24 protein-coding genes and 1 pseudogene are annotated in these 26,948 nt (G+C 72.2%); 18 read left to right on the forward strand and 7 right to left on the reverse strand.

Going from position 1 to position 26,948, the window contains the following annotated elements:
* Nucleotides 1-9 precede the first annotated feature (9 nt).
* The 9 genes from ACWD0A_RS20375 to ACWD0A_RS20415 all read left to right on the forward strand — a co-directional run bounded on the left by ACWD0A_RS20375 (nucleotide 10) and on the right by ACWD0A_RS20415 (nucleotide 10,299).
* On the forward strand, nucleotides 10-519 hold the full coding sequence (locus ACWD0A_RS20375) for an Lrp/AsnC family transcriptional regulator (protein WP_177149154.1): 510 nt from the start codon (nucleotides 10-12) through the stop codon (nucleotides 517-519).
* A 139-nt stretch (nucleotides 520-658) separates the two neighbouring features.
* Entirely contained in the window at nucleotides 659-1,489 is an 831-nt protein-coding gene (gene ddaH, locus ACWD0A_RS20380) for a dimethylargininase (protein ID WP_451299974.1), read from the forward strand.
* Nucleotides 1,486-2,712: an ornithine--oxo-acid transaminase gene (gene rocD, locus ACWD0A_RS20385; protein WP_451299976.1), complete on the forward strand. Its 1,227-nt coding sequence runs from the start codon at nucleotides 1,486-1,488 to the stop codon at nucleotides 2,710-2,712. Before ddaH ends, rocD begins: the two co-directional genes overlap by 4 nt.
* An 82-nt stretch (nucleotides 2,713-2,794) precedes the next feature.
* Nucleotides 2,795-3,631, forward strand: a complete 837-nt coding sequence (locus ACWD0A_RS20390) for a M55 family metallopeptidase (protein WP_451300069.1) — start codon at nucleotides 2,795-2,797, stop codon at nucleotides 3,629-3,631.
* The gene (locus ACWD0A_RS20395) at nucleotides 3,624-4,958 is read left to right on the forward strand and encodes a M20/M25/M40 family metallo-hydrolase (RefSeq protein ID WP_451299978.1); all 1,335 of its coding nucleotides are present in this window, start codon (nucleotides 3,624-3,626) and stop codon (nucleotides 4,956-4,958) included. Before ACWD0A_RS20390 ends, ACWD0A_RS20395 begins: the two co-directional genes overlap by 8 nt.
* A gap of 13 nt (nucleotides 4,959-4,971) precedes the next feature.
* Entirely contained in the window at nucleotides 4,972-6,969 is a 1,998-nt protein-coding gene (locus ACWD0A_RS20400) for a prolyl oligopeptidase family serine peptidase (protein ID WP_451299980.1), read from the forward strand.
* Nucleotides 6,966-7,901, forward strand: coding sequence for a S66 peptidase family protein (locus ACWD0A_RS20405; protein WP_451299982.1), 936 nt, complete (start codon nucleotides 6,966-6,968; stop codon nucleotides 7,899-7,901). Before ACWD0A_RS20400 ends, ACWD0A_RS20405 begins: the two co-directional genes overlap by 4 nt.
* A 153-nt stretch (nucleotides 7,902-8,054) precedes the next feature.
* Nucleotides 8,055-9,836 (forward strand): CocE/NonD family hydrolase, encoded by a 1,782-nt coding sequence (locus ACWD0A_RS20410; protein WP_451299984.1) that lies wholly within the window; start codon nucleotides 8,055-8,057, stop codon nucleotides 9,834-9,836.
* Nucleotides 9,837-9,948: 112 nt separating this feature from the next.
* Complete coding sequence (locus tag ACWD0A_RS20415) at nucleotides 9,949-10,299, forward strand: hypothetical protein (protein ID WP_451299986.1); 351 nt, start codon at nucleotides 9,949-9,951, stop codon at nucleotides 10,297-10,299.
* 6 nt (nucleotides 10,300-10,305) lie between these two features.
* Here ACWD0A_RS20415 and ACWD0A_RS20420 read toward each other — a convergent pair whose 3' ends face one another.
* Entirely contained in the window at nucleotides 10,306-10,746 is a 441-nt protein-coding gene (locus tag ACWD0A_RS20420; protein WP_451299988.1) for an ATP-binding protein, read from the reverse strand.
* A 185-nt stretch (nucleotides 10,747-10,931) separates the two neighbouring features.
* Here ACWD0A_RS20420 and ACWD0A_RS20425 point away from each other — a divergent pair.
* Together ACWD0A_RS20425 and ACWD0A_RS20430 are read left to right on the forward strand one after the other, a co-directional pair.
* Nucleotides 10,932-11,767: pseudogene (locus ACWD0A_RS20425) on the forward strand (helix-turn-helix domain-containing protein).
* Entirely contained in the window at nucleotides 11,764-11,976 is a 213-nt protein-coding gene (locus tag ACWD0A_RS20430) for a DUF397 domain-containing protein (protein WP_451299990.1), read from the forward strand. Before ACWD0A_RS20425 ends, ACWD0A_RS20430 begins: the two are co-directional and overlap by 4 nt.
* On the opposite strand, the gene ACWD0A_RS20435 is transcribed toward ACWD0A_RS20430, so the two are convergent.
* Nucleotides 11,968-14,817: an AfsR/SARP family transcriptional regulator gene (locus ACWD0A_RS20435; protein ID WP_451299992.1), complete on the reverse strand. Its 2,850-nt coding sequence runs from the start codon at nucleotides 14,815-14,817 to the stop codon at nucleotides 11,968-11,970. The genes ACWD0A_RS20430 and ACWD0A_RS20435 overlap by 9 nt on opposite strands.
* Before the next feature lie 151 nt (nucleotides 14,818-14,968).
* Here ACWD0A_RS20435 and ACWD0A_RS20440 point away from each other — a divergent pair, with 151 nt between their 5' ends.
* Together ACWD0A_RS20440 and ACWD0A_RS20445 are read left to right on the forward strand one after the other, a co-directional pair.
* Complete coding sequence (locus tag ACWD0A_RS20440) at nucleotides 14,969-15,610, forward strand: L,D-transpeptidase (protein WP_451299994.1); 642 nt, start codon at nucleotides 14,969-14,971, stop codon at nucleotides 15,608-15,610.
* A 92-nt stretch (nucleotides 15,611-15,702) separates the two neighbouring features.
* Entirely contained in the window at nucleotides 15,703-16,302 is a 600-nt protein-coding gene (locus tag ACWD0A_RS20445; RefSeq protein ID WP_451299996.1) for a hypothetical protein, read from the forward strand.
* Between the two features lie 103 nt (nucleotides 16,303-16,405).
* On the opposite strand, the gene ACWD0A_RS20450 is transcribed toward ACWD0A_RS20445, so the two are convergent.
* Both ACWD0A_RS20450 and ACWD0A_RS20455 read right to left on the reverse strand, forming a co-directional pair.
* Nucleotides 16,406-17,470, reverse strand: coding sequence for an adenosine deaminase (locus ACWD0A_RS20450; RefSeq protein WP_451299998.1), 1,065 nt, complete (start codon nucleotides 17,468-17,470; stop codon nucleotides 16,406-16,408).
* Between the two features lie 42 nt (nucleotides 17,471-17,512).
* Nucleotides 17,513-18,259 carry a GntR family transcriptional regulator gene (locus ACWD0A_RS20455; protein ID WP_451300000.1) on the reverse strand — a complete coding sequence of 249 codons (747 nt, stop codon included), beginning with the start codon at nucleotides 18,257-18,259 and terminating at the stop codon, nucleotides 17,513-17,515.
* A 224-nt stretch (nucleotides 18,260-18,483) separates the two neighbouring features.
* Here ACWD0A_RS20455 and ACWD0A_RS20460 point away from each other — a divergent pair, with 224 nt between their 5' ends.
* Together ACWD0A_RS20460 and ACWD0A_RS20465 are read left to right on the forward strand one after the other, a co-directional pair.
* A complete protein-coding gene (locus ACWD0A_RS20460) occupies nucleotides 18,484-19,941 on the forward strand; it encodes an MFS transporter (protein WP_451300002.1) in 1,458 nt (485 codons plus the stop codon).
* A gap of 451 nt (nucleotides 19,942-20,392) precedes the next feature.
* Nucleotides 20,393-20,950, forward strand: a complete 558-nt coding sequence (locus ACWD0A_RS20465) for a GNAT family N-acetyltransferase (RefSeq protein ID WP_451300004.1) — start codon at nucleotides 20,393-20,395, stop codon at nucleotides 20,948-20,950.
* Nucleotides 20,951-20,959: 9 nt separating this feature from the next.
* Here ACWD0A_RS20465 and ACWD0A_RS20470 read toward each other — a convergent pair whose 3' ends face one another.
* Nucleotides 20,960-21,310 carry a VOC family protein gene (locus ACWD0A_RS20470; RefSeq protein WP_307712574.1) on the reverse strand — a complete coding sequence of 117 codons (351 nt, stop codon included), beginning with the start codon at nucleotides 21,308-21,310 and terminating at the stop codon, nucleotides 20,960-20,962.
* Nucleotides 21,311-21,363: 53 nt separating this feature from the next.
* Complete coding sequence (locus ACWD0A_RS20475) at nucleotides 21,364-22,173, reverse strand: methyltransferase domain-containing protein (RefSeq protein ID WP_451300006.1); 810 nt, start codon at nucleotides 22,171-22,173, stop codon at nucleotides 21,364-21,366.
* A gap of 146 nt (nucleotides 22,174-22,319) precedes the next feature.
* Here ACWD0A_RS20475 and ACWD0A_RS20480 point away from each other — a divergent pair, with 146 nt between their 5' ends.
* Nucleotides 22,320-22,763 (forward strand): protein-tyrosine phosphatase family protein, encoded by a 444-nt coding sequence (locus ACWD0A_RS20480; RefSeq protein WP_451300008.1) that lies wholly within the window; start codon nucleotides 22,320-22,322, stop codon nucleotides 22,761-22,763.
* A 157-nt stretch (nucleotides 22,764-22,920) separates the two neighbouring features.
* Here ACWD0A_RS20480 and ACWD0A_RS20485 read toward each other — a convergent pair whose 3' ends face one another.
* A complete protein-coding gene (locus ACWD0A_RS20485) occupies nucleotides 22,921-24,423 on the reverse strand; it encodes a phosphatase PAP2 family protein (RefSeq protein ID WP_451300010.1) in 1,503 nt (500 codons plus the stop codon).
* Between the two features lie 230 nt (nucleotides 24,424-24,653).
* Here ACWD0A_RS20485 and ACWD0A_RS20490 point away from each other — a divergent pair, with 230 nt between their 5' ends.
* Both ACWD0A_RS20490 and ACWD0A_RS20495 read left to right on the forward strand, forming a co-directional pair.
* Nucleotides 24,654-25,871: an aminotransferase class I/II-fold pyridoxal phosphate-dependent enzyme gene (locus ACWD0A_RS20490; protein ID WP_451300012.1), complete on the forward strand. Its 1,218-nt coding sequence runs from the start codon at nucleotides 24,654-24,656 to the stop codon at nucleotides 25,869-25,871.
* Between the two features lie 20 nt (nucleotides 25,872-25,891).
* On the forward strand, nucleotides 25,892-26,932 hold the full coding sequence (locus tag ACWD0A_RS20495) for an MBL fold metallo-hydrolase (protein ID WP_451300013.1): 1,041 nt from the start codon (nucleotides 25,892-25,894) through the stop codon (nucleotides 26,930-26,932).
* The last annotated feature ends 16 nt before the right edge of the window (nucleotides 26,933-26,948 follow it).

Consider the following 26,948-nt stretch of genomic DNA (forward strand, 5'->3'; position numbering starts at 1 on the left):
AACACCGCCATGACCAACAGATCCGCGCCGTTCGACGAGCTGGACCGCAAGATCGTCGCCGCTCTCGTCGCGAACGCGCGGACGAGCTTCACCGAGATCGGCGCGGCGATCGGCCTCTCGGCGACCGCCGTCAAACGACGCGTCGACCGCATGCGCGAGGCCGACATCATCACCGGGTTCACCACGACGGTCCGCCCCTCCGCCCTCGGCTGGCGCACGGAGGCGTACGTCGAGGTGTACTGCGACAGCGCGGCGCCGCCGCGCCGTCTCGCGGAAGTCGTGCGCGACTACCCCGAGATCATGGCCGCGATGACCGTGACCGGCGGCGCCGACGCGCTGCTGCACGTGCGGGCCACCGACGTGGAGCACTTCGAGGAGGTGCTGGAGCGTATCCGGGCGGAGCCGTTCATCCGCAAGACGATCAGCTACATGGTGCTCTCCCACCTGCTCACCTCCAGTCCGGAGGCCGGTGCGGGAAGGGCCGCGACCATGGAGGAACCCCCTTCCGGCGAGGCGTGAAGCGAACCGCCGCCGGGACACCCGAAAACGCAGCATTCCTGCGCGTACACGCAGCTCTTGTTTCTTGTCGCCGCTCCGTCCCGATTCCTACCGTTGAGACGTCCACCGGACATCGAGACGAAGCGGGAGGAATCCCTCGGTGCCACAAAGACGTGTGCCCCGGCCCAGGCGTTACCTGGTCTGTGAACCCCGGTACTACGACGTGCAGTACGCCATCAATCCCTGGATGCGCGAGGGCGGCGAGGTCGACCACGACCTGGCCCGCGCCCAGTGGCAGACCCTCGTCAGCACCTACCGAGACCTCGGCCACACCGTCGAGCACGTCAGGCCGGAGCCCGGCCTCGTGGACATGGTGTTCGCCGCGAACTCGGCGCTCGTCCTCGGCGGACGGGTCTTCGGCTCCCGGTTCCACGCACCGCAGCGCAGGCCCGAGGAGGCCGCGTACGAGACCTGGTTCAAGGCCGCCGGATTCGAGGTCCACCGGCCCGAGTCGGTGTGCGAGGGCGAGGGCGATCTGGTGCCCGCGGGCGACTTCGTCCTCGCCGGCACCGGCTTTCGCACCACCCCGGCCGCGCACCGCGAGGTGCAGGAGTTCTTCGGCGTCCCGGTGATCGGCCTCCAGCTGGTCGACCCGTACTTCTACCACCTGGACACCGCTCTGTTCGTCCTCGACGACGGGGAGGCGGGCGGCCGTGCCCACATCGCCTACCACCCCGAGGCCTTCTCGCCCGGCAGCCGCGAGGTACTGGCGCGCCTGTTCCCCGACGCGGTGACCGCGACCCGCGAGGACGCGATGGCCTTCGGGCTCAACTCCGTCTCCGACGGCCGCCACGTCCTCGTCGCCCCTCAGGCCGAAGGGCTCATCGGCCGCCTCGAAGCCCACGGTTACGTCCCCGTCCCCGTCGACCTGTCGGAGTTCCACAAGGCCGGCGGCGGCATCAAGTGCTGCACCCAGGAGATCCGCGCATGACCCTCACGCCCGAACGCACCGAGCGCTCCTCCGCCGAGCTGATCCGCGCCGAGGAGGCCACCCTCGCGCACAACTACCACCCGCTGCCCGTCGTCGTCGCCCGGGCCGAGGGCGTCTGGGTGGAGGACGTCGAGGGCCGCCGCTACCTCGACATGCTCGCCGGCTACTCGGCACTGAACTTCGGCCACCGCCACCCGGATCTGATCGCCGCGGCCCACCGCCAGCTCGACGAGGTGACCCTCACCTCCCGCGCCTTCCACAACGACAGGCTCGCCGGTTTCGCGGAGGGCCTCGCCGCCCTCACCGGGCTCGACATGACCCTGCCGATGAACACCGGGGCCGAGGCCGTCGAAAGCGCCATCAAGGTCGCCCGCAAATGGGCGTACGAGGTCAAGGGCGTCGCACCCGACCGGGCCACGATCGTCGTCGCCGACGGCAACTTCCACGGCCGCACCACCACGATCGTCAGCTTCTCCACCGACGAGACCGCGCGCGGCGGCTTCGGTCCGTTCACGCCCGGCTTCCGCATCGTCCCCTACAACGACCTCGCGGCGCTCGAGGCGGCGATCGACGAGACCACCGCGGCCGTGCTGATCGAGCCCATCCAGGGCGAGGCGGGCGTCCTCATCCCCGACGACGGCTACCTGACCGGCGTGCGCGACCTGACGCGGCGCGCGAACTGCCTGTTCATCGCGGACGAGATCCAGTCCGGCCTCGGCCGCACCGGCACCACGCTCGCCGTCGACCACGAGTCCGTCGTGCCCGACATGCTGCTGCTCGGCAAGGCGCTCGGCGGCGGCATCGTCCCCGTCTCCGCGGTCGTCGCCCGGCGCGACGTGATGTCCGTGCTGCGCCCCGGCGAACACGGCTCCACGTTCGGCGGGAACCCGCTGTCGGCGGCCGTCGGTTCCGCGGTCGTCGACCTGCTGGCCACCGGCGAGTACCAGCGCAGGGCGGCGGACCTCGGCACCGTCCTGCGCGACGGCCTCGCCGCGCTGACCGGACGGGGTGTCGTCGGCTTCCGCGCCCGCGGCCTGTGGGCGGGCGTCGACGTGGACCCGGCGGTCGGCACGGGGCGCGAGATCAGCGAACGGCTGCTGGCCGAGGGCATCCTGGTCAAGGACACCCACGGCTCCACCATCCGGATCGCCCCGCCGCTCACCATCACCCGCGAGGAGCTCGAGGCCGCGCTGGCCTCCCTGGAAAAGGTGCTCGGCGGATAGCCGCAGGAACCCCCTGAACAGCCACTCCCCGGTTTACACTCGCGCCCCTGGGCACCGTGCACCCGTGGAACGGAGAGTGGCTGTGAAGATCCTGATCAGCGCCGACATGGAGGGTGCCACGGGGGTGACCTGGCCCGCCGACGTCCTGCCCGGCACCCCCCAGTGGGAACGCTGCCGTTCCCTGTTCACCTCCGACGTCAACGCCGCCGTCCTCGGCTTCTTCGACGGCGGCGCCGACGAGGTCCTCATCAACGAGGCGCACTGGTCCATGCGCAATCTGCTGCTCGAACAGCTCGACGAGCGCGCCCAGATGCTCACCGGACGCCACAAGTCGCTGTCCATGGTGGAGGGTGTCCAGCACGGCGACGTCGACGGCATCGCCTTCGTCGGCTACCACACCGGCGCCGGTTCCCAGGGCGTCCTCGCCCACACCTACCTCGCCAACTCCATCACCGGCGTATGGCTGAACGGAGTCCGCGCCGGCGAGGGACTGCTCAACGCCCATGTCGTCGCCGAGTACGGCGTCCCCGTCGTCCTCGTCACCGGCGACGACCTCACCTGCGAGGACGCGCTCGGCTACGCGCCCGGCGCCCTCAAGGTCGCCGTCAAGGACCACGTCTCGCGTTACGCGGCCGTGTGCCGCACCCCGGCCAGGACCGCGTCCGAGATCCGGGCCGCCGCCAAGGAGGCCGCCGCGCTCGCCGTGCGGCACGAACCGGTGCGCGGCGGACCCTTCACCGTGGAGCTGGAGTTCGACGCCGAGCACCTGGCCGCCGCCGCGACCGTCGTCCCCGGCGTCGCCCGGACCCACGGCGAGAGGCGCGTCGCGTACACCAGCGAGACGATGTACGAAGGCATTCGCACGTTCAAGGCGGTCACGACGATCGTCTCCGCCGCCGTGGAGGAGCAGTATGGCTGACGTGACGACGACGCCCATGGACGCCCAGGCCCTCGACGAAGTGGTGACGTTCACCTCCGAACTCATCCGCATCGACACCACCAACCGCGGCGCAGGCGACTGCCGCGAGCGGCCCGCCGCCGAATACGTCGCCGAGCGGCTCGCCGCCGCCGGACTCGAACCCGCCCTCCTGGAGCGGACACCGGGCCGGACCAACGTCGTGGCCCGCATCGAGGGCGACGATCCCTCCGCCGACGCACTCCTCGTCCACGGCCATCTCGACGTCGTTCCCGCCGAGCCCGCGGACTGGACCGTCCACCCCTTCTCCGGCGAGGTGCGCGACGGGGTGGTGTGGGGCCGCGGCGCGGTCGACATGAAGAACATGGACGCGATGGTCCTCGCCGTCGTACGGGCCTGGGCGCGGCACGGCATCCGGCCCCGGCGCGACATCGTGATCGCCTACACCGCCGACGAGGAGGCCAGCGCGATCGACGGCTCCGGCTATCTCGCCGACAGCCACCCCGGCCTCTTCGAGGGCTGTACGGAGGGGATCAGCGAGTCCGGAGCCTTCTCCTTCCCGGTCCCCGGCATGACGCTCTACCCCATCGCGGCCGGCGAACGCGGCACGGCCTGGCTGAAGCTCACCGCGCGCGGCACGGCGGGCCACGGCTCCAAGGTGAACCGGGCCAACGCGGTGACCAGGCTCGCCGCCGCCATCGCCCGGATCGGCGAGCACGAGTGGCCGGTGCGGCTCACCCCCACCGTACGGGCGGCCCTCGCGGAACTCGCCGTGCTGCACGGCATCGACACCGATGTGCACGCGCCGGACTTCGACGCCGACGCGCTGATCGCCAAGCTCGGTCCCGCCGCGGCCCTGGTCGAACCCACCGTGCGCAACAGCGCCAACCCGACGATGCTGGCAGCCGGATACAAGATCAATGTGATTCCCGGTCAGGCCACCGCGTACGTGGACGGCCGGATGCTGCCCGGTGCCGAGGACGAGTTCACGGCGACCATGGACCGGCTGACCGGACCGGACGTGGACTGGGAGTTCCACCACCGCGAGGTGCCGCTCCAGGCGCCCGTCGACTCCCCGACGTTCGCCGGACTGCGCGCCGCCGTCGAGCGGTTCGACCCGGACGGCCGCACCGTGCCGTACTGCATGCCGGGCGGCACCGACGCCAAGCAGTTCTCCCGGCTCGGCATCACCGGCTACGGCTTCTCCCCGCTGAAGCTGCCACCCGGCTTCGACTACGCGGCCATGTTCCACGGTGTCGACGAACGCGTTCCCGTGGAGGCCCTCCACTTCGGCGTCCACGTGCTCGATCACTACCTGCGAAGCGCCTAGGGAGAAACGGCACATGGTACCCACCGGGCGCTACGGAACCTGGCCCTCACCGATCGGCGCCGCCCTCGCCGCCTCGCACGACGGGCAGCCGGACCACCTCGGCATCGTCGGCGACGAGGTGTGGTGGACCGCGCCACGCCCGGCGGAGGGCGGCAGGCGCACGCTGATGCGCCGGCGCCCCGACGGCCGTGAGGATGCGGTGCTGCCCGCACCCTGGAACGTGCGCAGCCGGGTCATGGAGTACGGCGGCCTGCCCTGGGCCGGGACCGGGCGGGCCGACGGCGGTCCGCTGATCGTCTTCGTCCACTTCCCGGACCAGCGGTTGTACGCGTACGAGCCGGACCTGCCCGGCGCGCGGCCGCGTCCGCTCACCCCCACCGCGTCCGTCGGCGGTGGACTGCGGTGGGCCGAACCGCAGTTGCGGATCGAGCAGGGCGAGGTCTGGTGCGTCCTGGAGGAGTTCACCGGCGAGGCGCCCACCGACGTACGCCGCGTGATCGCCGCCGTGCCGCTCGACGGCTCGGCCGCCGACGACCGCGGCGCCGTCCGCGAACTCAGTGACGACCGGCACCGCTTCGTCACCGGCCCCAAGGTGTCGCCCGACGGCCGGCACGCCGCCTGGATCGCCTGGGACCATCCCCGGATGCCGTGGGACGCCACGGTCGTGATGCTCGGCGAGGTGACCGAGGGCGGACCGTTCACGGAGGTGCGCACGGTCGTCGGCGAGGCGGACGAGTCGGTCTGCCAGGTCGACTGGGCCCCGGACGGCTCCCTGCTGTTCGTCTCCGACCGTGCCGACTGGTGGGAGCTGCGCCGCATCCGTCCGGAGGGCGCCGCCTTCGGCCACGCCGCCGTCCTGTGCCCGGGCCGGGGGGAAGAGTTCGGCGGGCCGCTGTGGAAGATCGGCTCGCAGTGGTTCCATCCCCTCGACAACGGGCTGGTCGCCGTCGTCCACGGCAGGGGCACCACCGCGCTCGGGATACTGGATCCGGAGACCGGTGAGCTCGTCGACGCCGCTGGCCCGTGGAGCGAATGGGCCGCCACGCTCGCCGTCTGCGGCGACCGGGTGATCGGCGTCGCCGCCAGTCCGCGCAGCGCGTACGAGGTCGTCGAGCTCGACACCCGCACCGGCCGGACCCATGTCATCGGCAGCGCCCACGACGACCCGGTGGACCCCGCGTACTACCCCGAGCCGCAGATCCGCACCTTCACCGGCCCCGACAACCGGGAGATCCACGCCCACATCTACCCGCCGCACAGCCCGGACCGGGTCGCACCCGACGACGAGCTGCCGCCGTACGTGATCTGGGCGCACGGCGGTCCCACCGGCCGCGCCGCCCTCGTACTCGACCTGGAGATCGCCTACTTCACCTCGCGCGGCATCGGTGTCGCCGAGGTCAACTACGGGGGCTCCACCGGCTACGGCCGTGCGTACCGGGACCGGCTGCGCGAGCAGTGGGGTGTGGTGGACGTCGAGGACTGCGCGGCCGTCGCCGAGGCGCTGGCCGACGAGGGCACGGCCGACCCGCGGCGTCTGGCGATCCGCGGCGGCAGCGCCGGCGGCTGGACGGCGGCCGCCTCGCTCGCCACCACGAGCGTGTACGCCTGCGGGACGATCATCTATCCCGTCCTGGACCTGCTCTCCTGGGCGAGCGGAGAGACGCACGACTTCGAGTCCCACTACCTCGAGTCGCTCGTCGGCCCGCTCGCCGAGGTCCCCGGCCGCTATCGGGAACGGTCGCCGCTCACCCACGTGGACGGCATCACCGCACCGTTCCTGCTGCTTCAGGGCCTGGACGACGTCATCTGCCCGCCCGCGCAGAGCGAACGGTTCCTGGCGCAGATGGCCGGACGCGGTGTCCTCCACGCGTACATCGCCTTCGAGGGCGAGGGCCACGGCTTCCGCAGGGTGGAGACGATGGTCCGCGCGCTGGAGGCCGAACTGTCCCTGTACACCCGGGTCTTCGGCATCACCCGGTCCGACATCCCCGCGCTGGAGCTCAGGAAGTGACGAGTGAACCGCTCAGCCGGCCCGCCCGGCTGAGGCCGGGCGCCAGGGTCGCCGTCGTCGCGCCCAGCGGTCCCGTGCCGGACGAGCGCATCGACGCGGGCCTCGGCATCCTGCGCGACTGGGGCCTCGACCCCGTCGTGATGCCCCATGCTCGCGACACGCACGACCGGTTGGGGTACCTGGCGGGCGACGACGAGGCCCGCGCCCGGGACCTGACCGAGGCGTGGTGCGATCCGTCCGTCTCCGCGGTGATCTGCGCCCGCGGCGGCTACGGTGTCCAGCGCATGGTGGATCTGGCCGACTGGACGGCGATGCGGGCGGCGGGCCCCAAGGTGTTCGTCGGCTACAGCGACGTGACCGCACTGCACGAGGCGTTCGCCGTACGGATGGGGCTCGCGACGCTGCACGGGCCGATGGTGGGCGCGGTCACGTTCCTGAAGGACGCCCGCACCCAGGAGTCGCTGCGGGCCACCCTGTTCGAGCCGGAGTCGGTGCGCACCGTCGAGGGCCTGCCGCAGGCCCGCACGATGGCGCCGGGGAGGGCGGAAGGTGTCACCCTCGGGGGCTGCCTCGCCCTGCTGGCCGCCGATGTCGGCACTCCGCACGCCCGGCCGTCCGCCCGTGGCGGGCTCCTGCTGCTGGAGGACGTGGGGGAGGAGGACTACCGCATCGACCGCATGCTCACCCAACTGCTGCGTTCCGGATGGCTGTCGGGCGTCGGCGGGGTGCTGCTGGGGTCGTGGGCCGAGTGCGGGCCGTACGAACAGGTGCGGGCGGTGCTGCTCGACCGGCTGGGAGGACTCGGCGTACCGGTGGTGGAGGAGTTCGGCTTCGGACACGGCGAGACGGCGCTGACGATGCCGCTCGGCGTACCGGCCACGCTGGACGCGGATGCCCGGACGCTCACGCTGGAGGTACCGGCGCTGCTCTGACGGCCGGTTGAGGCACCGGAAGGCCGGAGGCCGCTGCTGAATTCCCGTCAAGAAGTCGCTGCACGAGCGTTGACCTGTGTCTGACGCGTGTCACAGCATGGGCGCGGCCACCTACTTACTGGTCGGTATGGCGTCCTCGATGTGGAGGTCCTCGTGTCACGTGCCCCGTCCGGAAGCCGCAAGCCTCTCGTATGGGCCGCGGGGACGGCGCTGCTCGCGCCCCTCGCCCTCGCGTCCCCCGCCACGGCCGCCGCACCCACCGGCGAATTCACGGTCACCGCACTGAAGTTCACCGTCGAGGCGGGCGGCAGGACCTGCGTCGTCGACGCCGACCTCTACCGCCCGGCCGGCGTCGGCGCGAACCGGACCGCTCCAGCCGTACTCACCACCAACGGCTTCGGCGGCAGCAAGTCGGACGGGACGGCGGACACGGCCAGGGCGTTCGCCGCACGCGGCTACGTGGCCATGGCCTACTCCGGGCTCGGCTTCGGCAGATCCGGCTGCCTCATCTCCCTCGACGACCCGGAGACCGACGGCCGGGCGGCCTCCCGGCTGATCGACTTCCTCGCCGGTACGCGCCCCGCCGACGACGGCACCACGATCGACTTCGTGACCAGGGACGGCAGCGGTGACCCGCGGCTGGGCATGATCGGCGGCTCGTACGGCGGCGCGATCCAGCTCGCCACCGCCGCCGTCGACCGCCGCGTGGACGCACTCGTCCCCCTGATCACCTGGAACGACCTCAACCGCTCGATCGATCCGAACAACGCCAGGGGCACGACCGTCCCCGGCGCCTTCAAGTGGCAGTGGGCGGACGGCTTCTGGCTCATCGGCGAGGGACAGCCGCTGACCAACCCGAGCCTCGACCCGTCCCGCTTCAACTCGCTCGACTGCCTGCACTTCGTCGCCCAGGCCTGCGACACACTGCGCCTGCTCAACTCCGGCCGCTACCCGGCCGACCGCGTCGACGCCATGCAGAGCTTCGCCCGCAGTGTGTCACCCGTCTCCTACCTGTCCCGGGTCGAAGCCCCCACCCTGCTCGTCCAGGGCCAGGCCGACAGCCTGTTCACCCTCAACGAGGCGCAGGCCAGCTACGAGACGCTCAGGGCCCAGGGCACCGAGACCAAGATGATCTGGCAGTCCTGGGGCCACAGCGGAGGCATGACGGACCCCGCGTCCGGCGAGCTCAACATCGGCGAGGGCAATCTGGAGACCAGCTACGTGGGGCGGCGCATCCTCGCCTGGTTCGACCGGTACCTGCACAGGAACGCGAACGCGGACACCGGTCCCGCCTTCGCCTACTACCGCGACTGGCAGAGCGGCTACGGCGAGGCGCGCGCCGTCCCGTCCCTGTCCCAGAAGCTCTACCTCTCCGGCGACGGCAAACTCGTCGACACCCGCGCGAAGGTCGCCCGCGGCAGCCGCACCTACGCCAACTGGCTCGTGCCCACCAGCCACTCCGAGTCGTCCCTGTCCGGCATCGTCGGCCTGCCCGACCCGCAGCCGTACGACACTGCGGGTACCTACCTGGGCTGGCGCAGCGAACCGCTGAAGGCCCCCGTCGACGTGGTCGGCGCGCCCAGGGCCCGGCTCCAGGTGGTCTCGCCGAAGACCGAGCGCGTGCAGCACTCGAACGACGCGGCCGACAAGCTGGTGCTGTTCGCCAAGGTCTACGACGTCGCCCCGAACGGCACGAAGACCCTCGTCAACCGCCTGGTCGCCCCGGTCCGGGTGCCGGACGTGACCAGGCCGTTCACGGTCGACCTGCCGGGCATCGTGCACCGCTACGAGACGGGCCACCGGCTGGAGTTCGTGATCGCGGCGAGCGACACGGCGTACTTCGGCAACCGGGGCGTCAAGCCGGTGACGGTCGTGAGCGCGCCCGAGGACACGGGGGTGCTGGAACTGCCCGTGGTGCGGGGGAGGTTGCCCTGACGGGGGCTGCTCCGAGGGCCGGTGTCCGCCATGACTTGTACGGTGGACGAGACGCGGCACTGATCAGACAGAGGGGGACGGCAGTGCTCAGGCACGACTACCGGTTCGCACCGTGGGGAACCGACTGGTGATCCGGCTCGGCAGGAACGGCCTGGTGGTCGTCTCCGTGTCCTTCGTCGCCCTCTCCGGCTACACGGCCACCGAGGTCATCGAGCGGAGCGCACCACCTGTCACGCCGCCGTCGCCGTACGCCTCGCGGCCAACGGCCGACTGCGGCACGCCGGAACTCGAACCCGTCCGCTGCCCCAACGGCGGGGGAGACGGCTGCCCGGACGCTGAGCCCTCGCCGAGCGGCAGCGCCACTGCACTGCCCGAGGCTGTGCCCGCGCCCATCGGGACCTACTCGGCCCCGATGGGCGAAGCCCGCCTTGTCGTCTGCGTGGAAGCCACGTACCCGGACTGATCGGTGTCAGAACTCGGCCCAGACCGTCTTGGTGAACTGGTCGTTCACCGTGTGACCCCAGTGCTGCGCATACGCCCCCACGAGCAGCAGCCCGCGCCCCGATGTCGCCGCGGTCGCCGCGGTCGCCGGGGCCGTCCCGGCATGCGGGAGGCGATCCGGCCGCGTGTCAGTGACCTCGACGCGGATGACCTCCGGCAGGAGGCGCAGCGCGAGGCGGAAATCGCGACCGGGTGTGCGGCCGTGCGTGATCGCGTTCGCGGCCAGCTCGGCCGTGACCATCGCGACCGCGTGCGACGTCCCCGTCGCGTGCGGGATGCCCCACTCGGCGAGCTGCTGCACCGCGAGGTGGCGGGCGAGGCGCGCGCCGCGAGGTGTCGAGCTGAGCCGCACGGCGAACGTGCCTTCGGGGGAAGGCACTTGAGGGAGTGACTCAAAGTCCGTATTCATGGCGTCACCGTCTCGTCGCGCGGACAGCCCCATCCAGGTCGGGCATGCGTACCCGAAGGTGTTGTACGGGTCGGGCGCGGTCCTGTACGGGTGGTGGGCCGTGTCGACGGAGTGCCCAGGGCCGTTCAACCGGTGTCAGGTACAGGCACAGGCACAGACACGTTGGCACGTGGGGGCGTGGGCTCATGGCGAACAGCCGCACGAAGAAGCGGAACAAGGACGACGACCGGCCGGTCATCTGGGTCGGCTACGGCAAGCTGCTCAAACTTTTCCGGGAGCGGGCGCACTACACACAACAGGCTCTCGCGGATGCCGTCGGCTACTCGTACGAGCAGGCAGCATCGATCGAGCAGGGCCGCCGCCCAGCGAAGGCCGCGTTCACGGACGCGGCAGAGCGGGTGTTGTGCGCCGGAGGGGCGCTGGCGGTCCTCCAGGACGACGTGGACCGGGCAAAACTGCCCGCGTTCTTCTGGGACTTCGCGCTGATCGAGACGAGGCGGTGAGCAGGTTCTCGTACGACCCGCTGCTCGTGCCGGGTCTGCTGCAGACGGAGGAGTACGCGCGGGCGCTGTTCGCCGGACACTGCCCGCCCTTGGACGACGAGATCATCGAGCAGCACACGGAGGCGCGGCTGGGCCGGCAGAAGCTGCTGACGCGTACGCCGCTCGTCGATCTGTCGTTCGTGATCGAGGAGGCGGCACTGCGCAATCCGATCGGCGGGCCGGAGGTGATGCGCGGGCAGCTTCGACGTCTTCTGGCGGTCCGTGCGTTACGGAACGTGGAGGTCCAGGTCATGCCGTCCGGCAGGGGCTTCCATCCCGGACTGAACGGCGCGTTCGTCGTACTGGAGACCTTGGAGCACCGGCAGGTGGGGTATGTGGAGTCCCAGGAGACCGGTGTCGTCGTCAGCGACCCCGCAAGCGTCAGTGCTTTCGGCTTACGGTATGGCAAGCTGCGCTCGCAGGCCCTGAACGCCGAAGAGTCTGCGCGTCTCATCGAGCGTCTGACAGGAGAGGCATGAGCACCGAGCAGTCTGCACACGGTCCGGAACGGCTGAACTGGTTCAAGAGCAGCTACAGCGGGTCAGGCGGCGGCGACTGCGTCGAGGTCGCCGCGTCCGTCGACGCCGTCCACGTCAGGGACTCCAAGAACACGGCCCGCCCGGGACTCCACGTGTCCCGGGCGAGCTGGGCGCGGTTCGTGAGCGGGGCAGTGGCAGCGTCATGCTGAGTGCATCTTGGCAGTGATCCGGTCGATGTCGGCGTCGTAGTTGCCCAGCTCCCTGAGAATCGTCACCGACTGCCGCCAGTAGTCGCGGGCCGCGTCCTCGTCGCCCATGGCGCGGTGGACGTCGCCGAGGTGGTCCAGGTTCTCGAAGAGGTTGAACCTGTGGCCGTTCTCCTTGTTCAGCGCGAGGCTCGACCGGTAACACATGACGGCCGCTTCGTAGTCGCCGAGGTGCTGGCACGCGAACCCCAGGCTGTCCCAGGTGTTGGCCTCGCCGCGGCGGTCTCCCAGCTTCTGCTGGATGGCGAGGGCTTCGCGGCAGTGGTCAGCCGCAGACTCGTACTCGCTCAGCTGCGCGTAGTCCCAGCCGACCGCGTTGAGCGCTCTGGCCTGGCCGGCCAGGTGGCCGGCCGCCTGGAACAGCTCCAGGGCGAGAAGATCATGGTGCAGGGCCTGTCGCTGATCACCGAGCCGGTCGCAGATCCAGCCGAGTACGAGGCGGGTCTGGGCCTCGCCCTCGCGGTCCTCCAGGACGTGGTAGAGCTCCAGAGCACGCGCGAGGTGATCGTCAGCCTCGTCACGGCGGCCGATCTCGTTGAAGGCACAGCCGAGTTCACGATGGGCACGTGCCTGCTCCGAGGGATCGTCAAGGGCGGTCGCGGCTTCGAGGGCGGCCGTCTGGGTGGCGATCACGTCGTGCCATTTGCCTTTCCGGCCGTGATACGTGCTCAGAGTCCAGGCCAGTTGGCACGTGTGGCGGTGCAGTTCGGCCCGGAGGGTCTGCTCGACCGTCGCCGCGAGCACCGCGTGCTCGGTCTCGAACCACTGCAGTGCCTCCCGGTCGTCGGCGTGCCGAACGGGCGCCGCCCCAGGGACCGCGGCGGCCAGGGTGATCGGGTCACGGTGCGGCCAGAGCAGCCGGTCACAGGCGTGAGCTGTGTGCAGGGAATGGTCGACGCCGCGCAGGAGGGCCTGCGGCGCTTCGGGGTCTTCGGCGGACAGCTCGATGGCGTACTCGCGCAGCAGATCGTGGAGTGTGTAGCGGCCCGGGGCGTGTTCCGACACCAGGTGGGCACGGGCGAGTTCCACGAGCAGCGACCGTGTCTCGCGCGGGCCGAGGCCGGCCACGGCGGCAGCGGCGGGGATGGCAATATCCGGTCCCGGGTGCGTCCCGAGCAGCCGGAAGAGCCGGCGCGGGCCGGCGGCGAGTGCCGCGTACGACCACGAGAACACGGCCCGCAGGTCGGCGGACCGGTCTCCGCCGTCGAAGGCGTCGAGGCCCTCCCAGGCGGCGTCCAGCTCGGAGGCGAGGGCCTGGAGCGGGAACGAGGGGTTGGCCGCGGCGCGTGCGGCCAGGATGCTGATCGCCAGCGGCAGGCCGGCGCAGCGTTCCAAGATGCGGGTGGTGTCCCGGGGTTCGGCGCCGACGCGCTCGGATCCGAGGTGGCGGGTGAGCAACCGCCGGGCCTCGTCGGGCTCCAGGGCATCCAGCGCGAGCGGCCGGGCGCCGTGCGCACATGTCAGCCCCGTGAGCTGCCGCCGACTGGTGACGACCACCGTGCAGGACGAGCCGCCCGGCAGGAGGGGCAGTACCTGGTCGGTGTCGTGGGCGTTGTCGAGCAGGATCAGCATCCTGCGGCCGGCGGTCAGGGTGCGGTAGAGACCGGCCTGCGCGTCGGCGCCGGCCGGGATCGCGCCGGGAGCTGTGCCGAGTGCTTCGAGGAAGGCGCGGAGCACCTCGTCGGGGGGCGTGGGGCGACCGGTGGCGTCGAACCCCCGGAGGTTGGTGTAGAGGTGCCCGTCGGGAAACCTGTCCAGGTTGTCGTGGGCCCACCGCAGGGCCAGACAGGTCTTGCCGACGCCTCCCGTGCCGGTGATCGCGGCGATGCCGACGGTGGTTTCCGCCTCGCCGTCGCGGTCCACCAACTCGTCCAGGCAGGTGAGTTCGCGGGACCGGCCGACGAAGGCCGCGGGCGGAGCCGGCAGTTGCTGCGCCACAGGCACCGGCGGCGGTACGGGCCCGGGCGACGGCTCGGCGAGGGACGGCGGCGCGGCTGTGTCCTGGGCGGACGCGGAGGCCGGGCCGGTGGCAGTCGGCCGGACGGCGAGGGACGGGGAGGATCGCAGGATCTCCTGGTGGAGCTGCTGCAGGGACGGGTGCGGACTGGTCCCGAGCTCCTCAGCCAGCCTGTCGCGGATGTCCCGGTAGACGGCAAGTGCGCTGGAGGGGCGGCCGCTTCGGTACAGGGCGAGCATGTACTGGCCGGCGAGGCGCTCGTCGAGCGGGTGCTCGGCCGTCAGCGCGACGAGTCCCGCGATCAGCTCGGCGTGGTTTCCCCGGCTCAGCTGGATGTCGTTGCGGTCGAGCTGGGCGGTGATGCGCTCCTGGGCCAGGACGTCGCGCACATCGCTCAGCCAGGGGGTGTCGAGCGTGCCGAAGGCCGGTCCCCGCCACAGTCCGAGCGCGTCGTCGAACAGCGCCGCAGCGGCGACCTCGTCGGTGGCGGCGCGCGCCCGCGTGACCAGGTCACGGAACCGGTGAAGATCCACGGCCCCCGGATCCATGGTCAGGAGGTACCCGCCCGCCTGCCGGTCGAGGCTCACGTCCTCGGCGTCGCCGAGGAGACGGCGTAATCGGGAGAGGTAGCTGTACAGGCTGCCGCGGGGCTCACGCGGAGGGCTGTGCCCCCAGACCCGGTAGGTGAGTTCGTCGACCGGGACGTGGCGGTTGGCGTCGACGACCAGAACCGCGAGGACGCACCGCTGGCGGGCGGGACCGAGGTCGACCGGTCTGCCGGAAATTCGTGCCTCGACGGAGCCGAGCACGCCTAACTCAGTGTCCATCCGTTTCTCCTCCCCCGGCCGCACATGTTATCCAGCGCACGGTATGACCAGCGGGCCAAGGATTCGCCAAGGTTCGCACAGGATCGGCCATCCAGGATCGAGCCGCTCCCCGACGAACGCGGGGGATTCCGAGAACTGGAGGAGCGGAACAGTGAACCGACTCACGAGTGCGGCTTTGACGGGTGTCCTGCTGGCGGGCGGCGTCATGGCCGTCGCACAGCCCACCCAGGCGGCGCCGGCGCCGGACGGCGTGGTGGCCGCCGACGCACCGGCCGTCGCGAAGGCCGCCGGCAAGACCAGCAAGTACTACTTCCTCTTCGACAAGAACTGGTCCGACCCGACCCAGTCGCGGCTGTACTACATGAAGAGCCGGCCAGGCAAGGACAAGATCGTCAGGAGCTACCGGGCCGGCTCCGGCAACGGCAGCACGAACGAGTGCGCCAAGAACGCCGGGTGGCTGCCGACCGGGACGTACAACGTCGGCAAGCAGACGACGAGGAAGGACGGCGGGCCCAAGGGCATCAACGGCTACGCCATCCCTGTCTCGAACAAGTGGTGCAAGCCGAAGCCCGGCCAGCGCAAGGTCCAGCGCGACGCGTTGTTCATCCACAGCGAGATGCGCTCCAACGGCAAGCCGGGCCGGCCGACGAACGGCGACAACCCGTACGCCTGGGACGGACCGAGGGACTACTACTCCCTCGGCTGCATCAAGCTCTCGGACAAGCACATCAGGGACCTGTTCCGCACGGCGAACAAGTACGGCTGGCCGAAGCAGCTCAAGGTCGTCAACTGATCCTCCGCAGCGGCCCCGGCAGGGCCGTCACGCCCTGCCGGGCCCGCTGCGCCCATCCCGGCTGATCGCACACCCGGAAGGAACCACAGCGCATGCAGCCCACCAGGCTCCTGGCCTCCGTCGTTCTCGCGTCGTCGCTCACGGCCGGCGCGGCCCTGCCTGCCGTCGCCCAGCCCGCCGCGCCGCGCACGGTCGCCGCGACCGCCGCCGCCGCGACCGCCGCCGCCGTACCGTCGGCCCAGGCGTCGGCGAAGAAGATCGCCAAGAACAACGGCATCAAACTGCTCAACCACCACGTCAGCGGTGTGAAGGACCCCCGCTCGACGGCGAAGGCCAACATCAAGGACACCGCGCGCGGCAAGAAGGCCTACACCAGCAGATACGCCCACCCACGGGGCGCGAAGGTCCCGCTGAACGCGAAGATGCTCCACTCCATGCAGCAGCTGAACGCCAAGAAGCGGTTCACCTTCCGCGTCACGGCGATCGCCGGCGGCAAGCACTCGCCGAACTCGGCCCACTACAAGGGACGGGCGTTCGATGTCGACATCGTCAACGGCTCGTACGTCTCCACCCGCGGCCCCGGCCTGACCAAGGCGAAGCGTCTGATGAAGGCGTGCAAGTCGTACGGCGCGAAGCTCGTACTGGGCCCGGGGGACAGGGGGCACAGCACTCACGTCCACTGCCAGTGGTGACGCGGGTAAGCGCCCACGCCTGACGCACACCCCGACCGCCGCCGGAGCCACCGGCGGCGGTTCGGTGTCGTGCGGCCGTCCGCGGCCGGACTCGCGACGCGCGTCAGCGCAGCGCCGCGTAACCCGGGCGGATCACCTCGTCGATCAGACGCCGCCGCTCCGGCAGCGGCAGGAACGCCGCCTCGGCCGCCGCGACCGTGAACTCCTCGAAGACCTCGGGGCCGTAGCCGAACGCCTCCGCCATGTGCACGAACTCCAGGCTCATGTCCGTCCCGGACACCAGGCGGTTGTCGGTGTTCAGGGTGACGCGGAAGCCGAGGCGGCGCAGCAGGTCGATCGGGTGGGTGTCGTACGACTTCGCCGCGCCCGTCTGGAGGTTGGAGGTCGGGCAGACCTCCAGCGCGATGCGGTTGTCGCGCACGTACGAGGCGAGGTGGCCGAGCGTGGCCGTGCCGTCGTCGTGGACCGTGATGTCGTCGGTGATGCGCACCCCGTGGCCGATGCGCTCGGCACCGCAGACCTGCACCGCCTCGTGGATCGACTCGGCGCCGACCGCCTCGCCGGCGTGGATCGTGAAGTGGCAGTTGTGGCGCTTGAGGTGCTGGAACGCGGGCAGGTGCCGGGCCGGCGGGTTGCCGATCTCGCCGCCCGCGATGTCGAAGCCCGCGACGCCGCGCTCGCGGTGCGCGACGGTCAGCTCCGCTATCTCCAGCGAGCGGTCGGTGTGCCGCATACCGGTGAGCAGGGCGCGCACCGTGATGCGCCCGCCCGCGCGCCGCTCGCCCTCGCGCAGACCCGCGTTCACCGCGTCCACGACCTCGTCGAGCGTGAGCCCGCCCTCCTGGTGCTGCTCGGGGGCGTACCGCACCTCGGCGTACACGACGCCGTCCGCGGCCAGGTCCTCCGCGCACTCGGCGGCGACGCGCTCCAGCGCCTCGCGGGTCTGCATCACCGCGCAGGTGTGGGCGAACGTCTCCAGGTAGCGCTCCAGCGAGCCGGAGTCCGCGGCGTCGCGGAACCAGACGGCGAGGGCTTCCGGGTCCTCGGTGGGAAGGGCCCGGTAGCCGCAGGCGCGGGCCAGCTCGATGATCGTGGCGGGGCGCAGACCGCCGTCGAGGTGGTCGTGGAGGACCACCTTGGGAGCGCGCTGGATGTCAGACAAGTGCATGCATCGGGAGTGTACGGCACCTCCCGCCGATGCGGGGGCGCGTCAGTTCGACTGGAGGACCGGCAGTGCGGGCGCCCCCGTCGGCAGCATGTGCTTGGCCGCCAGGAGCGGGACGCCGTCCACCCGCACCACCTGCGTGACCAGCACGGCGGGCGTGTCCGCCGGGCGCCCCAGCTGTTCGCCGCGGCGCCGGCCGAGCAGCGTCGCGCTGATCCCGCTGTGCGCGGTCAGCGGCGTTCCCCGTGAGGCTGCCGCCAGCACCGAGAGCATCGAGGAGGCCGCCTGCGGTGCCGACCGCAGCGCCTCGGCGAAGTCGGGGTGGTGCCGCTGAAGGGTCTCCTCCGCGGCCGCCCACTCCTGGCTGAGCGCCGCCGCCGCACCGTCACCGGTCAGCAGCGACTCCCAGAAGCGCAGCTCCGCCGCGGCGGGCGCGAGCAGGTGCTGGGTGGTGAAGTCGGTGGGCTCCTCGACGGTCCGCAGCAGGGGCCGCACCCGCAGCGCCTGCCCCGCGCCCAGCAGGTCCTCCAGCGGCTGGATGTGCTCGTAACCGCGCCTGGGCGGGCTGTCGTTGACCGTGCGGCCCACGCCCCTGCGCACCGAGAGCAGGCCGTCCTCCTGGAGCAGCAGCAGCGCCTCGCGCAGGGCCGGCCGACTCACGCCGAGCTCGGTGGCCAGGCGCGGCTCCGAAGGGAGGGTGGACCCCGGCGGATAGGTGCCGTCGTGGATGGCGTCCGCGATCCGCTCGTACAGGACCACGACCGGTCTCCGCTGCTGCCCGCTGACTGCCACTGGCCCTCCTCGGCTCACTTGTCAGCAAGTTATGCGAGCGCGCGCCCCCGGAGCAACGCGGGGCCGCCCTAGTCCTGTCCGGACGGTACGAGCCCGTTGTGCGTCACGTCACGAAGGGCTTGACGTTCTACGCACGTAGATTCCACCCTGTGTGGCGCAGCTTGTCTGACAAGGCTGCTGTACCTGTTCCATCGAGGCATGACATCCAAGGCAAAGGGGCCGACATGTCGACCACGCTCGGCCGGAGGCGTTCCGGGTCCGAATCCGATCTCGCGGGCCGGGGCCCGATGCTGCTGGCCATGGTCCTGGCCGTGCTCGGCTACCAGATCAACGCGACCATGCTCAGCCCCGCACTGCCCGATGTGATCGAGCGCCTCGGCACCACCACGGCGGCCGCGGGCCTCTCCCAGACGCTGTTCTTCCTCATGGCCGCCATCGGCCAGGTCACCCTGGCCCGCCTCAGCGACCAGCGCGGCCGCAAGCCCATGATGATCGTCTGCGCGTTCGTGCTCATCGCGGGCAACCTGCTGTGCGTCTTCGCCCCGAACATCGAGATCTTCATCGCCGGCCGCATCCTGCAGGGTGTCTCCGCCGCGATGTTCACGCTCGCCTTCCTCACCCTGAACCAGCTGCTGAGCCCGGCCGGCTTCGGCAGGGCCGCGGGCATCATCACCGCCGTCAACGGCGGACTCGCCGGTGTCGACGCCGTCGCGGGCGGCCAGATCGCCGACACGATCGGCTTCCGCGGCATCTTCGTGTGCTCCACGCTCATCGCCGTCGCCGGCCTGATCGGTGTCCGCAGGTACGTCCCCGACGTGCCGCCGACCACGGCGGACGCCCCCTTCGACGCGCGCGGCATCACCGCCCTGTCGATCGGCCTCACCGGTGTGCTCGTCGGCCTCGCCCAGGGCGCGGCCTGGGGCTGGACCTCCCCGCTGACCCTGGCCTTCCTGCTCGGCGGACTGCTGGCCCTCGTCGTCTTCGTCGTCTCGCAGAAGTCCGCGGCCAACCCGGTCATCGACATCGACGTGCTCGCCTCCCGCCGTGCCTGGCCGCTGCTGCTCACCACGATCTGCACCCTCGGCGGCGCCTTCGGCGCGATCGCGCTCACCATCCCGCTGTTCTCGCAGGACGCCCGAGTCGGCCTCGGCCTGTCCGCCGTGGCCGCGGCCTTCCTCTTCCTCACCCCCATCCAGCTCATCGGCGTGATCTCTGCGCCCCTCACCGGCCGGCTGGGACCGAAGGCCGGCTGGCGCAGGATCGTGGTGGCCGGAGCGGTCGCCAACTTCGTGATCTTCGTCTTCGCCACGCTCTTCCTGCACCACGAGTGGATCCTCGTGGCCTCGCTCGCCGCGCTCGGCGTGACGTACGGCGGCTTCATGCTGACCGGTCTCAACGGCCTCGCCGTCACGACCGCGCCCAAGGACAAGCCCGGCTCGCTCTCCGGCCTGAACGGCGCCTGCTTCGGCATCGGCGCCTCGCTCGGCATCGCCCTGGCGTCGGCCATGATCACGGCGGGCAGCGACGCCCACGGGCCCACCGCGGCCGGCTATCAGCACGCCATGTACGCGGCGCTGGCGCTCCTCGGCATCGGTGTCGTCGCCTCCCTGCTCATCCAGCGGCCCGACCCGGCGGACGCCGAGGCCGACGGCGAGGCCCCGCTCGTGCTCGCCCACCACTGATCCCGGCGCTCCGGCACCGCTCGCCTCCGCCGAACCGGGGCTTCGCCCGGACTCGTCGGCCCCGTACGGTGCTGCGGCCCAGCCCCGCACCCGTCCGGCCCGGACAGCGCTTCGCGACCAGAACCGGGCCTTCGGCGGCATGGGCGGGCGCCCCCGGAGCTGGATGTCGCGCGGCGGCATCCAGTTCCGGGCGGGCACCCCCTGGCTTCGCCGGGGGCCCCTCCCACGGCCGCCGGGCCGTGGCAGGAACCTGCGGCGCCGACCGGGCACAGCGGAGGCGGACCGTCCACAGCCGCCGGGCGTGGCGGAGCCGAACATGTCCCGCAGCCGCCGGGCGTAGGCGGAGGGCCGGGGGCGGTGCCCCCAGCGGACGCCGCCGCAGCCCGGGGCCAGGGCACGGCGGACGCCGCCGTCCCCGGGCCCGGGGCATCACCCCCGCTAGGCTGGCGCGATGCCGCCGACACCCGCCTCCCGCGCCGTGACCGGTGCCCGGATCGTCCTGCGTCCCTTTACCCACGACGACGGGGCGGAGTTCACAGCACGCGCCCGGCAGAGCACCGGGCACCACCGGCCCTGGCTCTTCCCGCCGCTCACCGCGGACGCCTACGCCGCCTACGCGGGGCGGCTCATCGAGGACCCGGCGAGAGCAGGCTTCCTCGTCTGTGAACGAGACACCGGCGCCATCGCGGGCTTCATCAACATCAACAACATCGTCGAAGGCGCGTTCCTCAGCGGCGCGCTCGGCTACGGCGCCTTCGCCCACGCCGCCGGACGCGGCCTCATGGGCGAGGCACTGCGCCTCCTCCTCGCCCACGCCTTCGGCCCGCTCGGACTGCACCGCCTGGAGGCCAACATCCAGCCGGGCAACACCGCCTCCATCGGCCTCGTACGGTCGGCCGGGTTCCGGCTGGAGGGTTACTCGCCGGACTTCCTCCACGTCGACGGCGCCTGGCGCGACCACGAACGCTGGGCGATCACCCGCGAGATGACCGCGCCCGCCAGTCGTTGATCCGTTCCGTCAGGCCGCTTTCTGGTCCACGTACTCGAAGACCGACCCGTCCGGGTGGACGGCGATCAGGTTGCGCCCCACCGGGGTCGGCACCGGACCGGCGACGACCTGGGCGCCGCCTGCGGTGAGCGACTCGTACGCCTCGTCCACGTCCTTCACCGCTATCGTCGCCGCCACCTTGCGCAGCACCTCGAGCTCCGACTCCGGACCGCTCATCAGCAGGAAGCAGCCGATCGCCGCGACACGCACGCCGCCCCGCTCGAAACGCAGCGGCGGCGCGCCCGTGAGCCGCTCGTAGAAGGCGGCCGACTCCTCGAGGTCGTCGACGCAGATACGAAGAGTGGTTCCGAGGATCTCCATGCACAGGAGGGTAGTTGGGGTCGGAGGGCCCTGTCAGGTGCCCCACGAGACGCTCAGACCCGGCACAGGATCTCGCCGTGAGGGACCAGGAACCAGGCGTCGTCCTCGGCGCCCCAGGCGCGCCAGGCGTCCGCGATCGCGGCGAGCTGCCCGGCGTCGGCATGGCCGCCCTCCACCGCGATCCGCGCGTACACCGAGGCGGTCGTGCGGTCCGCCCACAGACCGCTCCACCACGTCCGCTCCTCGGGCGTCGCGAAACACCAGGTGCCCGCGCTCGCCGTGATGTCGGTGAAGCCCGCGGCGCGGGCCCAGGACAGCAGCCTGCGGCCGGCGTCGGGCTCGCCGCCGTTGGCGCGCGCCACCCGGGAGTACAGCTCCTGCCACTCGGTCAGTACCGGCAGTTCGGGGAACCAGGTGAAGGCGCCGTAGTCGCTGTCGCGTGCCGCGACGACGCCGCCGGGACGGCACACCCGTCGCATCTCCCGCAGAGCCTGCACCGGATCGCCCACGTGCTGCAGCACCTGGTGGGCGTGGACGACGTCGAAGGAGTCGTCGGGGAAGTCGAGGTCGTGGACGTCGGCGACCGTGAAGCGGACGTTGTCGAGACCGCGTTCCTCGGCGTGCCCACGGGCCTGCGCCAGCACGTCCTCCGCGGCGTCCACCGCGGTGACCCGTCCCGGCGCGACGAGTGCGGCGAAGTCCGCCGTGATCGTGCCCGGTCCGCAGCCGACGTCCAGCACGCCCAGCCCCGGCCGGAGTTCGCCGAGGAGGTACGCCGCGGAGTTCTCGGCGGTCCGCCAGGTGTGCGAGCGCAGCACGGACTCGTGGTGCCCGTGGGTGTAGACGGCGGTCTCCTTCGGCATGGCCGCTCTCCTTCGCTGAGGTGGGTGCTCACCGTATCGTGTGCGTCCTGAATGACGAGATAGGTATCTCGAATAGTGGACACGATTCGGGGGGCACATCGGGCGGTGGGCCGGACAACGGCCCCGCAGGAGGCGATAATCGGCTGATGACAGAGACCTGGAACCCGACCGCACCCGGCGTGCTCCGGCTCCCCTCCGGCAGGCTCGTCCGGGGCCGCGGCCTGCGCCGCCCGCTGCCCGAGGGACAGCGGCCGCAGTTCGCCGTGTACCTGCTGGGCAAGCAGCCGCCGCACGCCGACTGGGAGGCGCGCTGGCTGCGCTGGCCGGACTTCCGCCTCCCCACGGACCGTGACCGGGCGCGCGAACTGCTGCGCGAGGTGTGGGAACGGGCGGCGGCCGAGCGCGTCGAGATCGCGTGCGGAGGCGGCCGCGGCCGGACAGGAACCGCCCTGGCCTGCCTGGCCGTTCTCGACGGCGTCCCGGCCGGCGAGGCTGTGGCGTACGTCCGTGCCCACTACGACCGCCACGCCGTGGAGACGCCGTGGCAGCGGCGCTACGCCGAGCGCTTCGCGGACGCCGCGAGAACCTGAACGGAAGGGCCCCGGCGACCAGCACCCCCGTGGCCGGCCGCCGAAGCGCGCTGTGCCATGGTGCGGGACGCGAGGGGAGCACGTCGATCCGATTTTTCCGGGCGGCACACGTCCAGCCCGGAAATCGTCGTCTCCCGGAGCCCTTTCCGGCCGACCGTCAGAGCAGCTCCTGCGGCCGGTAGACCGTCAGCGCGCCCACCAGCTTGTCCACCGTCAACTCGGGTGGCGACGGGGCCACTTCGCCGTCGTACGCCAGCGGTGTGCCCGGTGCGAGACCCTCGATGCGCACGTGGCGCAGCGGCCGGGCCGCGTGCACCGGCGACCGCTTCAGCCTGCCCGCGAGCGCGGCGCCCAGCAGCCGCCAGCCCGGAGCACGCCCGCCGTGCACCACGCGGACGTCGAGCAGACCGTCGGCCAGATCGGCGCGGTGACCGGGGGTGGGGCCGACGCCCCGGTACACCCCGTTGCCCGCGAACAGCAGCCACATCGGGCGGCGCCGCCCCTGCACCTCGGCCTCCAGCGGATGTTCACCCCGCAGCACCCGGGACGCCGCCAGCACACCGGCCGGCCAGGCGCCGATCCGGGGCGACCAGCGCTCCCGGACGCGCACCAGCTCGGGATACACGCCCAGGCTGAACGTGTTGAGGAAGTAGCCGGGGGCCGCGCTGCCGCCGGGCCCCGGAGTGAAGCGCCCCAGGTCCACTCCGACGGCCTCCCCGGCCTCCACCGCCCGGCAGGTGTCGCGGACGGACTCTATGCCCAGGTCGTAGGCGAAGTGGTTGAGCGTGCCGCCGGGGAAGACCGCGAGCGGGAGGCCGTTCTCGGCGGCCACGGCGGCCGCCCGGTTGACCGTGCCGTCACCGCCGACGATTCCCAGGGCCCGGGCGCGGCCCGTGGCCTTGGCGAGCTGGGCCGCCAGCTCGTCGGGGGCGCATTCCACGACCTCCGCGAGCGGCAGTTCGCTGCGCACCTCCACGGCGCAGTCCGCGGATCCCGACTCGCGGTTGACGACGACCACCAGGCCGTCACCGCCCCGCAGCGCGGGTGCCTCTGCCGCGGGGCGGGCCGGTGCGGGCAGCTGGGACCGCGTCGGCACGAGGCCGCGCACCGCGAACGCGGCGCCCACGCCGAGCGCCGCGCCCACGAGCACGTCGCTCGGATAGTGCACGCCCGTGTAGACGCGGGAGAACGCGACGGACGCGGCGACCGGCGCGACGGCGGCGCCCCAGCCCCTGGACTCCAGCGCGACGCCGGTGGTGAAGGCCGCGGCCGACGCGGCGTGCCCGGAAGGGAAGGACGTGGTGAACGGATGCCGCTTCAGCTGCCGTATCACCGGCACGGCGTCGAGCAGGGGCCGGTTCCTGCGGACGGAGCGCTTGCCGACGGTGTTGATCAGTGCCGACGCCACCGCGAGGGACGCGACGCCCCGCACCGCCGCCCGCCGTGAGCGTGCCCCGCGTCCGGCCAGGGCGATTCCGGCTGCCGTCCCGAACCAGAGCAGCCCGTGGTCGGCGCTCCTGCTGAGCCGCGGCAGGACCGGTTCCGCGCCCGGCCAGGCGCGCTCGGCGACGGCACGGTGCAGCTGCCGGTCCCAGGTGCCGAGGAGTGCGGCGATCCGCCCGCGGAGGTGCGTGATTTCCTGTGCGTCGACTTCTGGCATGCCTCGCGGATACCCCACGGGTGCGCGCCCCACGCCGTGCCCGACCCGTCCGGCCCCGCGCAGGCGGTTGTGACGGGGGCTCGGCCGGCCCCGCGGCCACCGCCCGCGCGGCGGCATCGGCCAAACCTTCGTATAAAGGGCTAGGAGGCGGGCAGGCGTCCGGCATCCGCAGAGCGGAGGCCGGGCCCAGGCCCGCGCCGGTGAGCGCGGGAGCGTGTGGAGGTGGCGCGATGCAGGGCACGGCGTCCGAGGGACGTGGCCCCGTCCGGTACGGGCCGCACGCGCCCGAGACCGGGCTGCCGGTGCCGCAGGGCATCGCCGCCGTCCTGGCCGGAGCCGCGGGCATCGCCCGCAGCGAGCCGCCCGGCGGCGGTCCGGCACTCCGCGAGGCGGCCTGCGGGTACTGGCAGCGGCGCGGCCTGCCGAGTGGTCTCTCCGAGGTCGTCGCCGCCTCCGGCGCACAGCCTCTGCTGTTCGCCCTGCTGGGCGCGTACGACGGCGACGTGCTCATGCCCCGCCCCTGCCCCGCTTGGTGGACGCCGCAGACACGGCTGCTGGGCCGCCCGGCCTACCACGTGCCGACCCCGGCCGAGTGCGGCGGCGTGCCGGACCCGTTCGCGCTGCTGGAGACCGTACGGCGGGTGCGCAGCGAGGGCGGCAGGCCACGACTGCTCCTGCTGTGCGTCCCCGACGACCCCACCGCCACCGTCGCCCCGCCGGAGACCGTGCGCGAGGCCTGCGAGGCCGCCGTCGGCGAGGGGCTGCACATCATCAGCGACGAGACGTGGCGCGACACGCTCCACAGGCCGCGGGACACCGTCCTGGTCAGCCCGGCGGAGATGTGCCCCGGCGATGTCACGGTCATCAGTGATCTCGCGGGCGCCCTCACGCCTCAGTCCTGGCCCGTCGCGATCGCCCGCTTCCCGCCCGGCGAGGAGGGCGCCGCCCGGCGCGCCCGCACTCTGGACTTCCTCACCGCGCTGGGCGCCGCCGTTCCCGCGCCCCTCTCGGCCGCCGCGGCCCATGTGCTGGACGAGCCGCCCGAGACGGCCGAACGCGCGTTCCGTGCCGCCGCCCTGCACGCGCAGGTCGCCGCGGCCGTGTACCACGTCGTGCTCGTGGCCGGCGCCGTTTCCCGCCCTCCGCAGGCGGGCCGCCATCTCTACGCGGACCTGGGCCCGTTGCGCGGCCGGCTGGCCGAGCGCGGCGTCGGGGACTCCATGGAACTGGAGGAGTACCTCGGCAACCGGCTCCATATGTCCGTCCCCGGCGGGCACCGCTTCGGCGACGAGCTGGGCGCGCTGCGGGTGCGGCTGTCCACGGGGCCGCTGCTCGGCGCGACCGCCGAGGAGCAGCTGGCCGCGCTCGATTCACCCACCCCACTGGAACTGCCCCATGTCGAGCGGGCATTGCACAACCTCGGATCGGCCTTCGACGAGCTGCGCTGACGCGTTGACGGGAGACCAGGATGACGGAGCAGGCAGAACAGACCGGACCCGCACAGCATCCGGCGGACACGCGACCGGGTCGTACGGGGCTTCCGCCCCGCACGACCCGCCTCCTCGGCGAGGTCCGCATCTGGCCGAGATCCTTCGCCGACCGGCTGACCGCCCCTCTCCCGGGAGTCCGGGCACTCGCCAGGCTCGCCAGGGAGGGCGCGGTACGCCCCGGCCCCGCGGGCCTGCGGGACATCCCGCTGCTGCCCTTCGCACCGGGCCCGCTGCCCGAGGCGGACGTCACCACCGTCGCCGTCACGTGGGCCGGGCACGCGAGCTGGGTGCTGCGCATCGGCGGGCTCACCGTCCTCACCGACCCCGTCTGGTCCCGCCGCATCCTCGGCACCCCGGCGCGCATCACTCCGGTGGGCGTGCGCTGGGAGGACCTGCCGCCCGTGGACGCGGTCGTCATCAGCCACAACCACTTCGACCACCTCGACGCGCCCACGCTGCGGCGGCTGCCCCGCCGCACCCCGCTGTTCGTGCCCGCGGGACTCGGCCGCTGGTTCCGGCGGCGCCGCTTCACCCGGGTCACCGAACTCGACTGGTGGGAGGGTGCCGAACTGGACGGCGTGCGCTTCGACTTCGTACCGGCCCACCACTGGTCCAAGCGCACCCTCCTCGACACCTGCCGCTCGCTGTGGGGGGGCTGGGTGCTCACCGATGCCCCGGGCCGCTCGGTGTACTTCGCGGGCGACACCGGATACGGGCACTGGTTCCGGGAGATCGGCCGCCGCCATCCGGGCATCGACCTGGCGCTGCTGCCCATCGGGGCGTACGCCCCGCGCTGGTGGCTCAGCGATGTGCACACCGACCCCGAGGAGGCCGTGCGCGCCTTCGAGGACCTCGGTGCGCGGAACATGGCGCCCATGCACTGGGCGACGTTCGTGCTCTCCGCGGAGCCTGTGCGGGAACCGCTGGAGCGGCTGCTGGCGGCCTGGGACCGCACGGGCCGGCCGCGCCACGAGCTGTGGGACCTGCCGGTGGGCGGCTCGCGGGTGCTGGCCGCGTGACCCGGGGCCACGCCGG

Source organism: Streptomyces sp. NPDC002867, from assembly GCF_053591895.1.

Coding starts and splice junctions, on each gene's coding strand:
- ACWD0A_RS20375 (WP_177149154.1), top strand. CDS start 10: ATGACCAACAGATCCGCGCCGTTCGACGAGCTGGACCGCAAGATCGTC.
- rocD (WP_451299976.1), top strand. CDS start 1,486: ATGACCCTCACGCCCGAACGCACCGAGCGCTCCTCCGCCGAGCTGATC.
- ACWD0A_RS20395 (WP_451299978.1), top strand. CDS start 3,624: ATGGCTGACGTGACGACGACGCCCATGGACGCCCAGGCCCTCGACGAA.
- ACWD0A_RS20400 (WP_451299980.1), top strand. CDS start 4,972: ATGGTACCCACCGGGCGCTACGGAACCTGGCCCTCACCGATCGGCGCC.
- ACWD0A_RS20420 (WP_451299988.1), bottom strand. CDS start 10,746: ATGAATACGGACTTTGAGTCACTCCCTCAAGTGCCTTCCCCCGAAGGC.
- ACWD0A_RS20430 (WP_451299990.1), top strand. CDS start 11,764: ATGAGCACCGAGCAGTCTGCACACGGTCCGGAACGGCTGAACTGGTTC.
- ACWD0A_RS20435 (WP_451299992.1), bottom strand. CDS start 14,817: ATGGACACTGAGTTAGGCGTGCTCGGCTCCGTCGAGGCACGAATTTCC.
- ACWD0A_RS20445 (WP_451299996.1), top strand. CDS start 15,703: ATGCAGCCCACCAGGCTCCTGGCCTCCGTCGTTCTCGCGTCGTCGCTC.
- ACWD0A_RS20450 (WP_451299998.1), bottom strand. CDS start 17,470: ATGCACTTGTCTGACATCCAGCGCGCTCCCAAGGTGGTCCTCCACGAC.
- ACWD0A_RS20460 (WP_451300002.1), top strand. CDS start 18,484: ATGTCGACCACGCTCGGCCGGAGGCGTTCCGGGTCCGAATCCGATCTC.
- ACWD0A_RS20465 (WP_451300004.1), top strand. CDS start 20,393: ATGCCGCCGACACCCGCCTCCCGCGCCGTGACCGGTGCCCGGATCGTC.
- ACWD0A_RS20470 (WP_307712574.1), bottom strand. CDS start 21,310: ATGGAGATCCTCGGAACCACTCTTCGTATCTGCGTCGACGACCTCGAG.
- ACWD0A_RS20475 (WP_451300006.1), bottom strand. CDS start 22,173: ATGCCGAAGGAGACCGCCGTCTACACCCACGGGCACCACGAGTCCGTG.
- ACWD0A_RS20480 (WP_451300008.1), top strand. CDS start 22,320: ATGACAGAGACCTGGAACCCGACCGCACCCGGCGTGCTCCGGCTCCCC.
- ACWD0A_RS20485 (WP_451300010.1), bottom strand. CDS start 24,423: ATGCCAGAAGTCGACGCACAGGAAATCACGCACCTCCGCGGGCGGATC.
- ACWD0A_RS20490 (WP_451300012.1), top strand. CDS start 24,654: ATGCAGGGCACGGCGTCCGAGGGACGTGGCCCCGTCCGGTACGGGCCG.
- ACWD0A_RS20495 (WP_451300013.1), top strand. CDS start 25,892: ATGACGGAGCAGGCAGAACAGACCGGACCCGCACAGCATCCGGCGGAC.